Annotated in this window: 20 protein-coding genes; 14 read left to right on the top strand and 6 right to left on the bottom strand. The window is 64.8% G+C overall.

Annotated elements, in window-relative coordinates:
* Positions 1–2 precede the first annotated feature (2 nt).
* On the top strand, positions 3–746 hold the full coding sequence (locus R2669_RS23295) for an ABC transporter ATP-binding protein (protein WP_316902217.1): 744 nt from the start codon (positions 3–5) through the stop codon (positions 744–746).
* An 18-nt stretch (positions 747–764) separates the two neighbouring features.
* Here R2669_RS23295 and R2669_RS23290 read toward each other — a convergent pair whose 3' ends face one another.
* Both R2669_RS23290 and R2669_RS23285 read right to left on the bottom strand, forming a co-directional pair.
* Complete coding sequence (locus R2669_RS23290; RefSeq protein WP_147216496.1) at positions 765–1,106, bottom strand: hypothetical protein; 342 nt, start codon at positions 1,104–1,106, stop codon at positions 765–767.
* 104 nt (positions 1,107–1,210) lie between these two features.
* The gene (locus R2669_RS23285; protein WP_316902215.1) at positions 1,211–1,720 is read right to left on the bottom strand and encodes a GNAT family N-acetyltransferase; all 510 of its coding nucleotides are present in this window, start codon (positions 1,718–1,720) and stop codon (positions 1,211–1,213) included.
* Between the two features lie 162 nt (positions 1,721–1,882).
* Between R2669_RS23285 and R2669_RS23280 the strand changes: the two genes are divergently transcribed.
* Positions 1,883–2,752 carry a D-amino-acid transaminase gene (locus tag R2669_RS23280; protein WP_316902213.1) on the top strand — a complete coding sequence of 290 codons (870 nt, stop codon included), beginning with the start codon at positions 1,883–1,885 and terminating at the stop codon, positions 2,750–2,752.
* A 65-nt stretch (positions 2,753–2,817) separates the two neighbouring features.
* Positions 2,818–3,372 carry a surface-adhesin E family protein gene (locus tag R2669_RS23275; RefSeq protein WP_316874332.1) on the top strand — a complete coding sequence of 185 codons (555 nt, stop codon included), beginning with the start codon at positions 2,818–2,820 and terminating at the stop codon, positions 3,370–3,372.
* Between the two features lie 42 nt (positions 3,373–3,414).
* Here R2669_RS23275 and R2669_RS23270 read toward each other — a convergent pair whose 3' ends face one another.
* The 3 genes from R2669_RS23270 to R2669_RS23260 form a co-directional block, all read right to left on the bottom strand.
* The gene (locus R2669_RS23270) at positions 3,415–3,639 is read right to left on the bottom strand and encodes a hypothetical protein (RefSeq protein WP_316902212.1); all 225 of its coding nucleotides are present in this window, start codon (positions 3,637–3,639) and stop codon (positions 3,415–3,417) included.
* Between the two features lie 180 nt (positions 3,640–3,819).
* Positions 3,820–4,770 (bottom strand): alpha/beta fold hydrolase, encoded by a 951-nt coding sequence (locus R2669_RS23265; RefSeq protein ID WP_316902210.1) that lies wholly within the window; start codon positions 4,768–4,770, stop codon positions 3,820–3,822.
* An 81-nt stretch (positions 4,771–4,851) separates the two neighbouring features.
* The gene (locus R2669_RS23260; protein ID WP_316890948.1) at positions 4,852–5,772 is read right to left on the bottom strand and encodes a LysR family transcriptional regulator; all 921 of its coding nucleotides are present in this window, start codon (positions 5,770–5,772) and stop codon (positions 4,852–4,854) included.
* A 106-nt stretch (positions 5,773–5,878) separates the two neighbouring features.
* On the opposite strand from R2669_RS23260, the gene R2669_RS23255 reads away from it, so the two are divergent.
* From R2669_RS23255 to R2669_RS23245, 3 genes are all read left to right on the top strand, one after another.
* Positions 5,879–6,130: a DUF2798 domain-containing protein gene (locus tag R2669_RS23255; protein WP_027680144.1), complete on the top strand. Its 252-nt coding sequence runs from the start codon at positions 5,879–5,881 to the stop codon at positions 6,128–6,130.
* 384 nt (positions 6,131–6,514) lie between these two features.
* A complete protein-coding gene (locus R2669_RS23250) occupies positions 6,515–7,498 on the top strand; it encodes a hypothetical protein (RefSeq protein ID WP_316902209.1) in 984 nt (327 codons plus the stop codon).
* A gap of 79 nt (positions 7,499–7,577) precedes the next feature.
* A complete protein-coding gene (locus R2669_RS23245; protein ID WP_316902207.1) occupies positions 7,578–8,045 on the top strand; it encodes a GNAT family N-acetyltransferase in 468 nt (155 codons plus the stop codon).
* 12 nt (positions 8,046–8,057) lie between these two features.
* On the opposite strand, the gene R2669_RS23240 is transcribed toward R2669_RS23245, so the two are convergent.
* Positions 8,058–8,261, bottom strand: a complete 204-nt coding sequence (locus R2669_RS23240) for a hypothetical protein (RefSeq protein ID WP_147216479.1) — start codon at positions 8,259–8,261, stop codon at positions 8,058–8,060.
* A gap of 99 nt (positions 8,262–8,360) precedes the next feature.
* Here R2669_RS23240 and R2669_RS23235 point away from each other — a divergent pair, with 99 nt between their 5' ends.
* From R2669_RS23235 to R2669_RS23200, 8 genes are all read left to right on the top strand, one after another.
* Complete coding sequence (locus tag R2669_RS23235) at positions 8,361–8,666, top strand: recombinase-like helix-turn-helix domain-containing protein (RefSeq protein WP_102065178.1); 306 nt, start codon at positions 8,361–8,363, stop codon at positions 8,664–8,666.
* 79 nt (positions 8,667–8,745) lie between these two features.
* The gene (locus R2669_RS23230) at positions 8,746–9,813 is read left to right on the top strand and encodes a Rieske 2Fe-2S domain-containing protein (protein WP_316902204.1); all 1,068 of its coding nucleotides are present in this window, start codon (positions 8,746–8,748) and stop codon (positions 9,811–9,813) included.
* On the top strand, positions 9,806–10,579 hold the full coding sequence (locus tag R2669_RS23225) for an SDR family oxidoreductase (RefSeq protein ID WP_316902201.1): 774 nt from the start codon (positions 9,806–9,808) through the stop codon (positions 10,577–10,579). Before R2669_RS23230 ends, R2669_RS23225 begins: the two co-directional genes overlap by 8 nt.
* Before the next feature lie 32 nt (positions 10,580–10,611).
* On the top strand, positions 10,612–11,148 hold the full coding sequence (locus R2669_RS23220; protein WP_102065176.1) for a cupin domain-containing protein: 537 nt from the start codon (positions 10,612–10,614) through the stop codon (positions 11,146–11,148).
* A gap of 4 nt (positions 11,149–11,152) precedes the next feature.
* Positions 11,153–12,055, top strand: coding sequence for an alpha/beta fold hydrolase (locus R2669_RS23215; protein WP_316902198.1), 903 nt, complete (start codon positions 11,153–11,155; stop codon positions 12,053–12,055).
* Between the two features lie 12 nt (positions 12,056–12,067).
* Entirely contained in the window at positions 12,068–12,895 is an 828-nt protein-coding gene (locus R2669_RS23210) for an IclR family transcriptional regulator (protein ID WP_024974095.1), read from the top strand.
* Positions 12,896–12,897: 2 nt separating this feature from the next.
* Positions 12,898–13,701 (top strand): SDR family oxidoreductase, encoded by an 804-nt coding sequence (locus R2669_RS23205; protein WP_316902197.1) that lies wholly within the window; start codon positions 12,898–12,900, stop codon positions 13,699–13,701.
* A complete protein-coding gene (locus R2669_RS23200) occupies positions 13,694–15,421 on the top strand; it encodes a thiamine pyrophosphate-binding protein (protein ID WP_316902195.1) in 1,728 nt (575 codons plus the stop codon). The genes R2669_RS23205 and R2669_RS23200 overlap by 8 nt, the downstream gene beginning before the upstream one ends.
* Positions 15,422–15,433 lie beyond the last annotated feature (12 nt).

Genomic DNA, 15,433 nt, shown 5'->3' with positions numbered 1-15,433 from the left:
GCATGTCAGTCATCCTGGAAGTGAAGGACCTGCACGTCCGCTATGGCAAGGTGGAAGCGCTGCACGGCGCCAATCTGAAGGTAGGTGCGGGCCAGATTGTGACCGTCATCGGCCCGAACGGCGCGGGCAAATCGACCATGCTCGGCGCCGTCATGGGCGCGCTACCGACCAACGGTTCGGCCAGCGGCGTGGTCTCGTATCTCGGCCATAACCTGACCGGTCTGCCGGTGGAAAAGCGTGTGGCACGCGGCATGTGCCTCGTTCCGGAAAAGCGCGAGCTGTTTGCCACCATGAGCGTGGAAGACAACTTGGTGCTGGGCGCCTACCGCCGCAAGCGTGCGGGCGAGCGCAACTATCTGGACCAGATGGAGGTGGTGTACGACTTGTTCCCGCGCCTGAAAGAGCGCCGCGCGCAGGAAGCCGGCACGCTGTCCGGCGGCGAGCGTCAGATGCTGGCCGTGGGCCGCGCGTTGATGGCCAAGCCGCAGTTGCTGATGCTGGATGAGCCCAGCCTCGGCCTCGCGCCGCTCATCGTCAAAGAGATCTTCCACATCATCAGCGACCTGCGCAAAACCGGCGTGGCAACGCTGCTGATCGAACAGAATGCGCGTGCTGCCCTGCAGGTGGCCGATTACGGTTATGTGCTGGAAACGGGCGACATGACGCTCGAAGGCCCGGCGCAGGAATTGGCCGTGAATCCGCGCGTGATCGAAACCTACCTGGGTCTGGCCAAGAAGGCCGCTTGAGCGCGGCCCGGTGCGTGATCAATCGTCGTAGTCGCGACGATGATGCCGGCGCCATTCACGCTCGCGCCAGCGTTGTTCGCGCCATTGGCGTTCCTGCCATTCGCGGCCGCGCCCATCGTCGTAGTAGCCCGGTGCAACGATGACCGGCTGCGGCGCGACATAGACGGGCGGCGGCGCGTAGTAAGCCGGCGGCGGGGGCGGGGCGTATACCGGCGCCGGAGCATAGACCGGCGCGGGCTCGACATAAACCGGTGCAACAGGCACGCCGATTCCAATATCGACATTGACGCGGGCCAGGGCCGCCGTCGACGACAGCGCGGCGGCGGCTGCCAGCACGTACAACGCGAAGTTCTTATGCATGTAGGAATTCCTCAAGACGTCGCACTGTAGTTCAACGGGGTGCGGGCGGTCTTACAGAAGATATACGGATGTTGCAAATTGTAACGGAGTGACGCGGCGGCCGCTCAAGGCATTCGCCGCTCCATCATTTCAGCATTCGCTCCGTACACGGTGCGCAGCGCTGCCAATGCGGCGCTGTCCATGTCGACGGATTGGTAACCAAGGCGCCGCCAGAACACATCCGCGCCTTGCACCGCCACCAGCCGCGATTGGCGCAGGCCCTGTGCCCGGGCGCAGGCGGATGCCATGGCGTAAAGTCGCTCGCCCAAACGCTGGCCACGGCCGGTTGGCGCGATGGCCATGTCATGCACGAACCACAGCACGTCGGCCGCATTCGCGGCGGGGAGCGGCACGTGCAATTTGGGCGGCATCCATGCGTGCCACGCATGCGAAAGCAGGTAGCCGACCACCTCGCCGCCGCGCAGCGCGACCAAGCACATGGCCGGGCTGCGAGCCCAGCGGCTGGCGAGCGCATCGCCCGGTTCCAGAAACCCGTCGCCATAGCACGCCCGCTGCACGGCCAGGATGCCGTGCAGGTCGTCTGCAGCGATCGGGCGGATGGTGAGTTCGGGCATAGGATGCGTTTGCCAAAAACGGGAAAGTCTACCGGAGGGGCCGTCTGCATCATGCCGTTTTCGCATAACGTGGGCACACATCGGTATTCGCGGCATGGCGCACGTATCCTGTAGATTCGTTGGCAGGGCAGTCCCGCCCACACTTGAATCCTCTCTCCCAGCATGTCGCGAATCATCTTCCTGAATGGCCAATACGTGCCGGCCGCCGAAGCCACCGTCTCTGTCATGGACCGTGGCTTTACCTTTGCCGATGGCATCTATGAAGTCACCGCCGTGGCGCGCGGCAAGCTCGTCGACAACGACGCGCACCTCGCCCGCCTGACGCGTTCGCTGTCCGAGATCGGCATCGACAACCCGTACACCGCTGCCGAATGGACGCGTGTGTGCGAAGAGCTGGTGGCGCGCAACGGGCTGGACGAGGGCGTGGTGTACATGCAGGTCACGCGCGGCGTGGCCGAGCGCGATTTCGGCATCCCGGCCGACATCACGCCGACGGCCGTGGCGTTCACGCAGGTCAAGTCCATCGTCGACAGCCCGCTGGCCAAGAAGGGCGCAACCGTGGTGACGGTGCCCGACCTGCGCTGGAAGCGTTGCGACATCAAGAGCGTCGGCTTGCTGCCGCAGGTGATGGCCAAGCAGATCGCCGCGCGCGCCGGCGCGCACGAAGCCTGGATGACCGACGGCGACCGCGTGACCGAAGGCGCGTCGTCGACCGCGTTCATCATCACCGCAGATAAGCGCTTGATTACGCGGCCGCTGTCGAACGCCGTGCTGCCGGGCATCACGCGGGTGTCGATCCTCGCGCTGGCGCGCGAACATGGCCTGACGATGGAGGAGCGCACCTTCACCGTGGCCGAAGCGCAGCAAGCCGCCGAAGCGTTCTATACGAGCGCGTCGACGTTTGTGATGCCGGTGGTGTCCATCGACGGTGTGCAGATCGCTAACGGTCAACCCGGCCCGCTTACGCAGGCCTTGCGTACGCTGTATCTGCGTTTTGCCGGCGTGGACGTTGCCGAGCCCGCCGAGATGTGACGTAGGCGGTTGCGCCAGCACGGTAGAATCGCCCGCTAAGTTTTTGTAGCAAGGCGAGACATCCCATGAAAACAGGAGGCTGGCGCTGGCAAAGCGCCATCGCGGCGACCGCTCTGGTTGCCGCGCAGTGGGCAGCGATGCCCGTATCCGCACAAACCATTTCTGCGTCGGCCGCTGTGCCGACGGGGGCCGCGCAAGCCGTTTCGGGCGATGCGGCACCCGCCCTGGAATCAGCCAGCGCCGATTCCCGGTGGCGCCGCTTCGAGAGCATCAACGGCATCGTTTCGTACATCGACCGGCAATCGGTCAAGCCGCAGCCCGGCGCCGCGGCGGATGCCAATTCGCCCACCGTGCACTTCCGGCTGCTGCGCAACGTGTTGCCGGACTTCACGATCAAGACAGCCGATGGGCAGCCCATCCGCTCGTCGGTCAAACAGGTCGTGCTCGATTGCGCGCGACACAGCTATACGGTGATTGCGCAAACGCTCTATCGCGCGCGCAATGCCACCGGCAAGCCGCTTTACCAGATCCACTACGGCGACGAAGCGCAAAGCCGCTCGCTGCGCGAAGGCAGCGTGTTCGAATGGATCGCCGGCCGCTTCTGCGGGGCGGGCCGCTAACGTCGTGACAAACCTGGGCGGCGTCAATGCCGCCCGGCGTGGTCAGATCGACGCGGCTTCCCGGCTGTCGCTTCCGTCCTCACTTTCTTCGCGGCCTCGCGCGTAAGGTTGGCGTTCCTGCTCCAGCTCCGGATACCGGCGTGACGCGAAGCCCATGGCGGCTTCGTACGAGCCGAACTGGTTGGATTCGGCGGCCACGCCGTCGTTGACCAGGATTGCGTACCACTTCCCGTAGAGCGGGCCGTACACCACGACCTTGCTTTTCATTGTCTTGTCCCTGTTTCTTGTATCGATGGCCGACAACGCGGTTTGCGCGAAGCGGCGGCTCGAGCCGTCCGGGCGCCAGGTCATGGCGCGCCGTCAGCGTTGTGGCGGACGATGATTACAGTGTGTTACACGCGCGTCAACGTTTGCGTTGGGCGCAATCCTCTAGTGGCTCCAGTGGCGTCAGGCCGATGCCAGCGTGCCGGCCACGCGGGCCTGCTGCAGTTCAGCTGGCTCGTGGCCTGATTCGACGTAGTCGGCAAAGCAGCGGATGCAGTCCGCCACCCAGTCGGGGCGACGCAGAGGCAGCCAGTGGCCGGCGTCGACGTCGTGGCGCCAGTAGTGCGATACCCAGGCTTCCACAGCGCGCGTCACGGCGGGGCTCACGTAGCGATCGCGCGTGGGCACGATCAACTGCACGGGGGCATGCGGCGCACGTGGCTGGGGGCGGGCGAGGCGCTCCCGAAAATTCGCGCGATACATCCGCACGCCGTTGCAGGCATCCCGCACAAGCGTCGGTCGCTGGGCCTCGATGCGGATGCCTTCCGTCTTGTGCAGCCACCACGGCCAGGCGCGCGCGACCCACAGCCGCCACGACCATTCCGGCAACAGCGGCAAGTGGAAATACCCCGCATACCAGGATTGCAGCCGCTGCTTCCACACCGCACGTTTGGCGGCCCATGTGCCGGCATCGAGCTGCGCGCGCATCCAGTGGCCGACGTGGTCCAGGCACGGGCCCGAGATCGACGTGTACGACGCGATGCGCCCGCGCAGCCGATCGGTCGTCACCGATTCCCAGCTGTGAATGGAGCCCCAGTCGTGTCCGACCAGATGAAAGCGCTCGCCGGGCAGCAGCGCGTCGGCCACGGCGGTAAGGTCGTCGACAAATCGGGGGATGCGATAACCGGTGGTATCTGCGGGCGCATCTGACAGGCCGGCACCGCGCACGTCGAAGGTGAGCACGCGGCGATCATGCGCCAAGGTATCGCGCACGCCGTGCCAGACGGAACTGTCATCCGGATAACCATGCACGAGAACGATGGCGGGACGCTGCCGTGCAGACGCGTCGGCAGGCAGGGTCATTCGGGCATGCAGGCGAAGGTCGCCGGAGCGCACCACGTGGCTGCTGTGCATCGGGTCTCCAGTGAAATTGGCGCGGGAGTCTCCAGCCTACGGGGCGATCGGCTGATGCGGCAACGCGTGTTTTTACCCGTTTCAAGCAGTGCCTGAGGCACTCCGGGCGGGTTCGGCCTGCAGCAGTGGTGTCGCTGCCGTGAAGGCCGCCAGATGCTCCAGCAACGTCCGGACCTTGCGTGGCAATTGTTGTTGCGGCCACACCGCGTAGATGGGCCGCTGTGGTGTCCGCCATTCCGACAGCAGCCGAACCAGCCTGCCTGACTCCAGCGCCTGGTGGCAAAGCGTGTGCGGGCAGTACAGCAGGCCGAGCCCTGTTTCGGCCAATGTCACGCCCAGTTCGATGTCGTTCAGGTCGCAGCGTCCGCGAGGCTGCAGTTCGATGGTTTGCTCGCCATCGGGTGAGGTGAAGCGCCATGTCGACAGCGGCGACGACACCAACAAGCGATGCGCTTGCAGGTCATGCGGATGGCTCGGCGTGCCATGCGCGGCCACATACGCCGGCGACCCCACCAGCACCATCCCGATCACGCCGAGCCGCCGCTGCCGCAGCTTCGGGTCGTCCTGCTGGCCGACGCGGATGGCCAGATCGGCGCCATGCCGCCACACGTCTTCATTGCGGTTGCTGAGCGACAGCTCCAGGCGGATCTCCGGCCACGTCGCCATGAAGCTCGCATAGGCGGGTGCGAGCAGCCCGCGCGACAGGTTCAGCGGCGCGAGCACCCGCAGCGTGCCCTTGACCTGGTTGAGATCGTCGTCGAGCGTGGCCGTGGTTTGCGCAAGCGCGGTCAGCAGTGGGCGGCACTGCTCGTAGTAGAGCTGCCCCTCCGGCGTCGGCTTGAGGCTGCGGGCGCTGCGCAGCAGAAGCTGGCAGCCCAGCGAAGCCTCCAGCTTCTGCAGGCGTCGTGTCAGCGTGGCGGGCGGCAGGTTGGCGTGACGCGCTGCGGCCTGCAGGCTGCCGTGGTCCACGATGGAAACAAAAAGGGCCAGATCGTCTAGCATGATTCCAATTTTGGAATTTAAGTTTCAATAAACGTCTATAGTTTCTTGAAACGCGGTTGTCTAGCATACCGTCAATCACATTTGATGGCTTGCAAGGAGAACCGCCATGTCGACACCCGTTTCCACTGCCACACGTCTGCGCGTCATTTTTGCCTGGCTGATGTCGGGTCTGATGTCGCTGTTGATGACGGGCTGGATCGGCTGGATCAACGCCGGTATCAGCCCCGACTTTCTTGCCCGCTGGGCGCATGCCTTCGTGCTCGCCTGGCCGGCGGCCTTCACCATCGTGCTGGTTGCCGCGCCGGTGGTGCAGCGGCTGACACAGCGCCTCGTGGTGCCCAATCCGGTGCAGCCTTGAAAAGAAAACAGCCCACCGGGAGGACGGTGGGCCGCAAGGTTGACAGCAGGAAAGACCGATGGAAACGGACGCCGGACTGACATCCCGTAGAGTCCGGCGATGCGGCCGGTACAACACCCGACCCTTATCGTAGTGACGCCGATGTGCGTGGAGATCGCACTGCCCGATACCGGGTCGTGACCGGGCCATGGAGCGCACTGTAGAGGGTCGATGCTTTCAGCAAACTTTCTTCCGGCGACTGGCCTTCTACGGACAATCCCTAGGTTCCGGGCATGGCGCGCACGCTGCATGGCTGCCGCCGGGCGAAGAGACACGAGTAGACGTAGTCAACATCAGCGCGTAGTGCCGTTAGGCTGGTCCGATTCTCAACGCTAAGGAAACAGCATGACGATGATGATCGACGGCCATGGCCCTGGGTATCGCGAAGTGCAAACGCGGCCCAGCATTCAGGATTGCCTGGCGACACTGAAGAAGTTTGTGAATGAGGCCGCCTCGCCAACGGTGACTGTGCAGGATCTGCTCGTGGCCAGCCGGGCCACCAAAGACGACAACGCGCAATGGTGGGATCAGCATCGCCTGAATCTGCCGGCTGATCCGAGCGACGCGGATATTGACGCGGCGCGCACGCGAGTGGGCCACGCAATGGTCGACGAGCAGGGCGCCACGGTCGCGCTACGCAACCTTGACTCGTATCTGGAAGACGGTGTGTTGGGTGACGTTGGCAAGAGCGGCATCAAAGCCCTCGTGGATGACGTCACCAAGAAGATCGGTGCTACCAGCCGCACGGTACAGGACGCCAACATTGAGGTGTACTCGGGCGACTCTTCTCGGACCGACTGGGGCCAGTACCTGGAGTACCACCAGAGCGAGGCGGCTGCGGCTGAGAAAATTGCCGACCCCGTTAAGCAGGCGTTTGACCGGGGCGGCAACCCCGGACCGGACGCTGACTGTGCTGCCCAGACAATCAGCGTCGTGACCGGGCAGTTCATCGATGCCGCCGCCGCGGCACAGGCGCTGCGCGAGGCTGGCTTACCGGTCAATGCGCCGCCGCGGCAGGCAAATGCGCAACAACTGCAGACAGAGCTGGTGGGCGGCATGAACCGCGTGAGCGACGCCGCACGCGTTCTGGACGCCGCCAACGACACGTCGACGGCACTGCTCAACGCCGACCGTGATTTCTCTTACCTGTACAAGACGAGCGCGCTGGATGCAGCGGACCAGCACACACAGGCATTTGTGCAGCAGCACATACCGCCGGGGCTGCATACCATCTTCGGGTACGGCTCCCCGAACGACGCGGCCCGGCACAAGGTTCAGGACGAGTTGTTGCAGGACGGCGTCGACATTTCGGCGCTCGGCGTTCGTTAAGCCATCAGCAGGAAAGCCGGCTGCACGTGCGACAGCCGGCTGGCAGAATGCCGGAGCGTTGCCACCCGTCCAGCTCACCATGCCAGCATCTGCCGACCTCCACATCCGCCCCATCCGCCAAGACGACTTTGCCGCGTGGAAACCGCTCTGGGATGGCTACAACGCCTTCTACGGCCGTGCGGGCGAGACAGCGTTGCCCGACATCGTCACGCAGACGACTTGGCAGCGCTTCTTCGACGAAGCGGAGCCCGTCTACGCGCTGGTGGCCGAGCGTGGCGGTGAGCTGTTCGGCATCGTGCATTTCCTCTACCACCGCAGCACCACGCAAATCGGCATGAGCTGCTATTTGCAGGATCTGTTTACGGCGCAGGCCGCGCGCGGGCAGGGCGTGGGCCGGGCCTTGATCGAAGCGGTCTACCGTCGCGCGCAGGCCGATGGTTTGCCGCGCGTCTATTGGCAGACGCACGAAACCAACACGACCGCCATGCGGCTGTATGACACGTTGGCGGACAAGTCGGGCTTCGTGGTTTATCGCAAATTGTTCTGAGCCGTTCCGGCATCAACAATCGAATTTCGGCACGTCGAAGCGGTTCCAATCGCTACCGCCTTCGGCGCCGTAGCGGATGTGCTCATCGTTCCGACCTTTGAGCTCGACGGTGGTGGTGCCGCGCGCGACACGAAGGCCTAGGCCCATTGCGCGATCCGGCGGATCGGCCGCCCCCTGCCGACCCATTTTTTCGCAAACCATAGGGTAATCCCGCATCTGCGATTTCGAAGACGCGGTCTATAGTTGCACCTGTGTTCCAGATATTAACAGACGTTTCATAGGTAAAACAAGCGAAACGTGATGGAGTCGACAGAAATGCAATCGCAATACAACCCCGACCTCGCTCCGTGGGAGCCCATTTCTCCGAACAACGTCGCTGGCAAGGGCCGTGTCGAGCGCCCCGGCCACGTCGCCAATCTGGTGTGGCAAACACGCGCCGCCGAGCCGACCGCCTATGAGAACCAACTGGCCGATTCGCTGGAAGCGGCATTCCTGGGCGGCGCGCAAACGCCGGCCGACATCGTCGCCGTGCTGAACGAGCGCGGCCCGCGCAATGCGGCCGGTGGCGAGACCTGGACGGAAGACACCTTCCTGGCCGAGATGCGCCGCCTGGGCGCCTGAGTCGAGGCCGGTTCCAACACGATTCGACGCCGCATTGCCCGCAGAGGCGCACGGCTCAACCCATCAGAAGAGGCAAGCAATGGAAGGCAACAAGGAAGCGCAGAAGGAAGCGCGCATCAACACCGGTCTGCGCAACTACTGGTACCCGGTGGCGGCGTCGTGGAATGTGAAAAACGCGCCGGTGGGCATCACGCGTTTGAGCCAGAACATCGTGTTGTGGCGTGACACCGCCGGCCAGGTGCATGCGCTGGAAGACCGCTGCCCGCACCGTGGTGCGCGCCTGTCGATGGGTTGGAACCTGGGCGACCACGTGGCTTGCTGGTACCACGGCGTTGAAGTGAACGGCCAGGGTACGGTGACCAGCGTACCGGCTGTCGACGCTTGCCCCATGGAGGGCAAGACCTGCGTGCGCAGCTACGCGGTGCAGGAACGTGCCGGCGCCATCTTCCTGTGGTTTGGCGACAAGGCCCCGTCGGAGTTTGACGACGCTGTCGGCACGCTGCGCTTGCCCGAAGAGCTGACCAGCGACGAGCACAGCCACTTCCTCTGCTTCGCGCACTGGAACGTCAACTACCGCTATGCCATCGACAACGTCATGGACCCGATGCACGGCGCCTACCTGCATGCCGTGTCGCACTCGATGGCCAGCGGCGAGAAAAAGGCCGTGATGGAAGTGGTTGAAACCGACCACGGGATCATGTTCCAGAAGACCGGCCAGCGCGGCGTGAACTTCGATTGGACCGAGTTTGGCGAGACCGGCACGATGTGGCTGCGCCTGTCGATTCCGTATCAACCGAAGGTCGGCCCGGGCGGGCCGTTCACCATCATCGGCATCGTGACGCCGGTCGATGAGGAGCACTGCATCGTCTACTTCTGGCGCACGCGCCACGTGCAGGGTTGGCAGCGCGACGTGTGGCGCTTCCTGTATCGCAATCGCCTCGAAGGCCTGCACTGGGATGTGCTGGAGCAGGACCGTGTGGTGCTGGAGTCGATGGCACCCGAAGCGCGCGACCACGAGACGCTGTATCAGCACGACATCGGCATCACGCGTATCCGCCGTGTGCTCGCACGCCGTGCCGCCGCTGAATTGGCCGACGCGCCTGTCGCCATGCTCAAGCCTGTTCCCACGGAAGCTCAACATGCCTGAGCGCAATTCAACTGCCGGATTGCTGGCCGGCCGCAAGGTGCTCGTGACGGGCGCTGCGCGCGGACTGGGTCTGGCCTTTGCCAAGGCGATTGCCGAAGCCGGTGGCGCGGTTGCGCTGGCCGACATTCTTGGCGAGTGCGTGCAGGAAGAGGCCGCGGCGCTGCGTGCGGCAGGCTTTGATGCGCATGGCTTCACGCTCGATCTTGGCGATCCGGCTTCCATTCAGGCATGCGCTGCTGCGGCCGCACAGGCACTGGGTGGGCTCGACGGGCTCGTCAACAACGCGGCCATCACGAACTCGGGCGGGCGCGATGCATCGTCGATCGACATCGAGACCTGGGACCGCGTGATGAACGTCAACGTGCGCGGCACATGGTTGATGACGACGGCTTGCCTGCCGGCGCTCAAGGCTTCGGGCCGCGGCGCCATCGTCAATCTGTCGTCCGACACCCCGCTGTGGGGCGCACCGAACCTGCTGGCGTATGTGGCGAGCAAGAGCGCCGTCATCGGCATGACCAAGTCTCTGGCGCGCGAATGCGGCGCAGACGGCATCACCGTCAACGCCATTGCGCCCGGCCTGACGCTGGTGGAAGCCACCGAATACGTGCCGGCGCACCGCCACGCGCTGTACCGCGACCAGCGCGCCATCTCGCGCGACCAACTGCCGGACGACGTGTGCGGCGCCGTGCTGTTCGCGCTGTCCGACCTTTCCCGATTCGTGACGGGCCAGACGCTGGCCGTCAACGGCGGTTTCGTCATGCAGTAATGCATCCACACACCATTCAGAAGAGGTATTCGATGAGCGATCTCTCCGAACAACAGCAAGTGCAACGCACGTGGGACCGCCCGGAAGGCGCGTCGTTTGAAGACTGGATGAACAGCCGCGTCGCGCGTTTTTCCACCCGCCGCTACGACTGGGACGCCCTCAAGTTCCAGGCCGACTTCGACCCGAAATACCGCCGTGCGCAAATGCGCTACCTCGGCACGGGCGGCACGGGCGTGGCCGCTGACACCAACACGGTGCCGGCGGAGCACTTCACGTTTTCGACGATGGTCATTCCGGCCGGCCACGAAGGCCCGTCGCATCTGCACACCGATGTGGAAGAGGTGTTCTTCATCATTCGCGGCAAGCTCAAGCTGGTGCTGGAGAAGGACGGCGAGCGCTTTGAGACCATCCTGACCGATCGCGACCTCGTCTCGGTGCCGCCCGGCGTGTACCGCGAAGAAATCAACATCGGCGACGAAGACGCGCTGATGTGCGTGATGCTCGGCGCCAAGAAGCCGATCACGCCGACGTATCCGCCCGAGCATCCGCTCGCCAAGATCAAGCGTTGATGCCATGAGCGCGCAGGCTGTCATGTCTTCCCATCCGTTCCGAGTTGCCGACGCGCTTGCCGTGCTCGGCGCCGGGTTTGCCGAACGCACCGTCGCCATCAACGTGCACGGCGACCGCATCGGCTATCGGCAATGGGGCGAGCGCGGGCCGGTGGTGGTGCTGTTGCACGGCATCAGTTCCAGCGCTGCGTCATGGCTGCCGTGCGCGCAGGTTCTTTCGCACAACATGCGCGTGCTGGCATGGGATGCGCCGGGCTACGGCAACTCCACGCCGCTTGCAGACGTTGCACCGCGCGCTGCCGACTACGCTGGGCGGTTGCAGGCGTGGCTTGCCGCGCTGGATGTGACGCCCGATGCGATCGTCGGTCATTCGCTGGGCGCGCTGATGGCATCGGCGTATGTGGCCGCCGCGCCAGTGGCGATGCAGCCGAAGTGCCTGTTGCTTTTGAACCCCGCGCAGGGCTACGGCCAACCGGGGCAGGAAGAGAAGTCCCGCAGCGTGCAGGCGCAGCGTCTTGCAACGCTCGACCAGCTTGGCATCGACGGCATGGCGGAGTCGCGCCACGCGCATCTGCTGCGCCCGAATGCCACCGATGAAGAGCGCGCCTGGGTGCGCTGGAACATGAAGCGCCTCAACGACGGTGGTTATCGCCAGGCTGTGGCGATGCTGAGCGGCGACGACATCGGCGCCTATCTGAGCAAACGCCCCGCATCCACACCCGCGCAGATCGCATGCGGCGATGGCGACGGCATTACGCCGCCGCAGGGCTGCGAAGCGCTGGCGAAGACGTTCGATCTGCCATTTGCGCTTGTGCCGTCAGCCGGGCATGCCTCCTATATCGATGCGCCTGACGCTGTTGCAGGCTGGATCGAACACGCTGTTCTCTCCCAATCCCAAAACGCCTAAGCGCCAAGACGTATGAGCAACGACCTCATCCCAGAAGACGTGCAGGAAAAGTACATCGTGCCGGGGCTCGAACGCGGCCTGCGCCTGCTGTGCGAGTTCAGCCACAAAGACCGTGTGCTGTCTGCGCCGGAACTGGCGCGCCGCCTGAAGGTGCCGCGCTCCACGGTGTTCCGCCTGCTGACCACACTTGAAGTGATGGGCTTCATCGAACGCGTTGACGGCGGCCGCGATTTTCGTCTCGGCATGGCGGTGCTGCGCCTGGGCTTTGAATATCTCGCGTCGCTGGAATTGACCGAGTTGGGTCGCCCGCTGCTCGATCGTCTGCGCGACGAGATTCACTACCCGTGCAACCTCGTCGTGCGCGATGGCCGCTCGATCGTCTACGTAGCGAAATCGGTGGCGCCCACGCCGTTCACCAGTTCGGTCAATGTCGGCACGCGCCTGCCGGCTCACGCCACCGTGCTGGGCCGTGTGCTGCTGGCTGATCTGTCGCTGGCCGAGCTGCGCCAGCTTTATCCGGAGCCGCAGCTGGAAGTGTTTTCCGCCAACACGCCGCGCACGGTGGAAGAGCTGTTCGAGATGGTGCAGCGCGACCGCGAACACGGCTACGTGCTGCAGGAAGGCTTCTTCGAAGCCAACATCTCGACGATTGCTGCACCGGTGCTCGACCGCGCCGGCAAGGTGGTGGCCGCGCTCGGCACGACGATTCCGTCGCCGCGCATTGAACCTGCACAGCTCGATCTGATGATCGACAAGGTGCGTGCCGCTGCCGGCGAGCTGTCTTATCTGCTGGACTACCGCCCCGCAGGCGGCAAGGTCGTCAACCTGTTCCGCGAATGACCATGCCGATGATCGACCTGACTGGCAAGACCGCTGTCGTGACGGGCGGCTCCTCCGGCATCGGCCTGGCCACCGTTGAACTGCTGCTGGAAGCCGGTGCCGCCGTGGCGCTGTGCGGCCGCAATGCCGAACGCCTCGCGCAAGCCGAACAAAGTTTGCGCAGCCGCTTCCCCAACGCCCGGCTGTTTGCTGCAACGTGCGACGTGCTCGACGCCGCGCAGATGGCAGCGTTTGCCGACGCCGTGGAGCAAGCGCTGGGTCCCGTCGACATGCTCGTCAACAACGCCGGCCAAGGCCGTGTCTCGACGTTTGCCGATACCGACGATGCCGCGTGGACGCAGGAGCTGCATCTCAAGTTCTTCTCGGTGATCCATCCCACGCGCGCTTTTCTGCCGCAACTCGAGCGCTCGGCGCACGGCGCGATCGTCTGCGTGAATTCGCTGCTCGCGCAGCAGCCCGAGCCGCACATGGTGGCCACCTCTGCCGCGCGTGCGGGTGTGCTCAATCTTGTGCGTTCGATGGCGACCGAATTTGCACCGAAGGGCGTGCGCGTCAACGGCATCCTGATCGGCCTGGTGGAGTCCGGCCAATGGCGCCGCCGCTTCGAGGCTCGACCCGACGAAGATCGCCATCTCGACTGGGCCGCGTGGACGCGTCGCCTGGCCGCACAAAAACACATTCCCCTTGGACGCCTGGGCCTGCCCGAAGAGGCTGCTCGCGCCATTCTGTTCCTTGCCTCGCCGTTGTCTTCGTACACCACGGGCAGCCACATCGATATCTCCGGAGGACACTCCCGTCATGCTTAAACGACAACAACAGGAACAACAGCTGGTCACGGTGGGCCACGCGATTGCAGCCTTCCTGGAGGCCTGCGAGGTCAAGGCCGCTTTCGGTGTCATCTCGATCCACAACATGCCCATCCTCGATGCGATGGGTGAGCGCGGCAAGATCCGCTTCATCATGGCGCGCGGTGAAGCCGGCGGCGCCAACATGGCCGACGCCTATGCCCGGACCACGGGCGGCCTGGGCGTCTGCCTGACCAGCACCGGCACCGCTGCCGGCAACGCGGCGGGCGCCATGGTCGAAGCCCTGACCGCCGGCACGCCGCTCCTGCATATCACGGGCCAGATCGAAACGCCGTACCTGGACCAGAGCCTCGCGTACATCCACGAAGCGCCGGACCAGCTCACGATGCTCAAGGCCGTCTCCAAGGCAGCCTTCCGCGTGCGCAGTGCCGATACGGCCATCAGCACGATGAAGCTGGCCGTGCAGACCGCGCTGACGGCGCCGGCCGGCCCGGTGAGCGTGGAGATCCCGATCGATATTCAAGCCGCGCTGATCCCGATGCCGGACGACCTGCGCCCGCTGCTGGTGCCGCAGCATGTGCCGTCGGCCCACGCGCTGGACGAACTGGCTGAACGTCTGTCGCGCGCGCGCCGTCCGATGCTGTGGCTCGGCGGTGGTGCCCGCCACGCTGCGAAGCAGGTCAAGCGTCTGATGGACCTCGGCTTTGGTGTGGTCACCAGCACGCAGGGCCGCGGCATCGTGCCGGAAGATGACCCCCGCTCGCTGGGCGCATTCAACCTGCACAAGCCGGTCGAAGCGTTCTACCAGACGTGCGATGCCATGGTCGTGGTCGGCTCGCGCCTGCGCGGTAACGAAACGCTCAAGTACGAACTGAAGCTGCCGCGGCCGCTGTACCGCATCGATGCGGATGCATCGGCGGAAGGCCGTTGCTACGCCAGCGACTACTTCGTATGCGGCGATTCAGCGCTTGCGCTGGATGGCCTGGCGGATCGGCTGGAAAAGAAGATGCAGATCGACGCGACATTCGCGGCAGACCTGCGGGCGGCACACGATGCAGCCGTAGGCGGGCTGATCGACGGCCTCGGTCCGTACGCCAAGCTGGTGGAGGCACTGCAAGCCGCCGTGGGGCGCGAATTTAACTGGGTGCGCGACGTGACCGTGTCGAACAGCACGTGGGGCAATCGGCAACTCCGCATCTTTGACTCGCGCGCCGGCGTGCATGCGCTGGGCGGCGGCATCGGCCAAGGTTTGGCAATGGGCATTGGCGCGGCCATTGGTGCCGCTGCAACCGGATCAGGCAAGACCACGTTCTGCCTGGCCGGCGATGGCGGATTCATCCTGAACCTTGGCGAACTGGCGACCGCGGTGCAGGAGCGCGCCAACCTCGTCATCGTGCTGATGAACGACAAGGGCTACGGCGTCATCAAGAACATTCAAGACGCGCAGTACGGCGGCCGCCGCCATTACGTGGATCTGCACACGCCGGACTACGCGGCGCTCGCGCAGTCGCTGCAACTGCGTCATCGCCGCGTGTCGGATCTGGCAGACGTGAGCAGCGCGCTGAAGGAAGCCACCACCGGCGAAGGCCCGTTTCTGATGGAGATCGACATGCTCTCCATCGGCAGCTTCAAGACGATCTTTGCAGGCCCGCCGGTCAACCAGCAGGCCAAGGACGGCCAGGGCGAGCGCGCAGCCGAGCGCACGACGGTGGTGGCGTGAACCCGCAACCGA

It is taken from the genome of Ralstonia edaphi, assembly GCF_958350185.1.
Taxonomy (GTDB): domain Bacteria; phylum Pseudomonadota; class Gammaproteobacteria; order Burkholderiales; family Burkholderiaceae; genus Ralstonia; species Ralstonia edaphi.
Note: the sequence above shows the minus strand (reverse complement) of the source record. Positions and strands in the feature narration are given on the sequence as shown.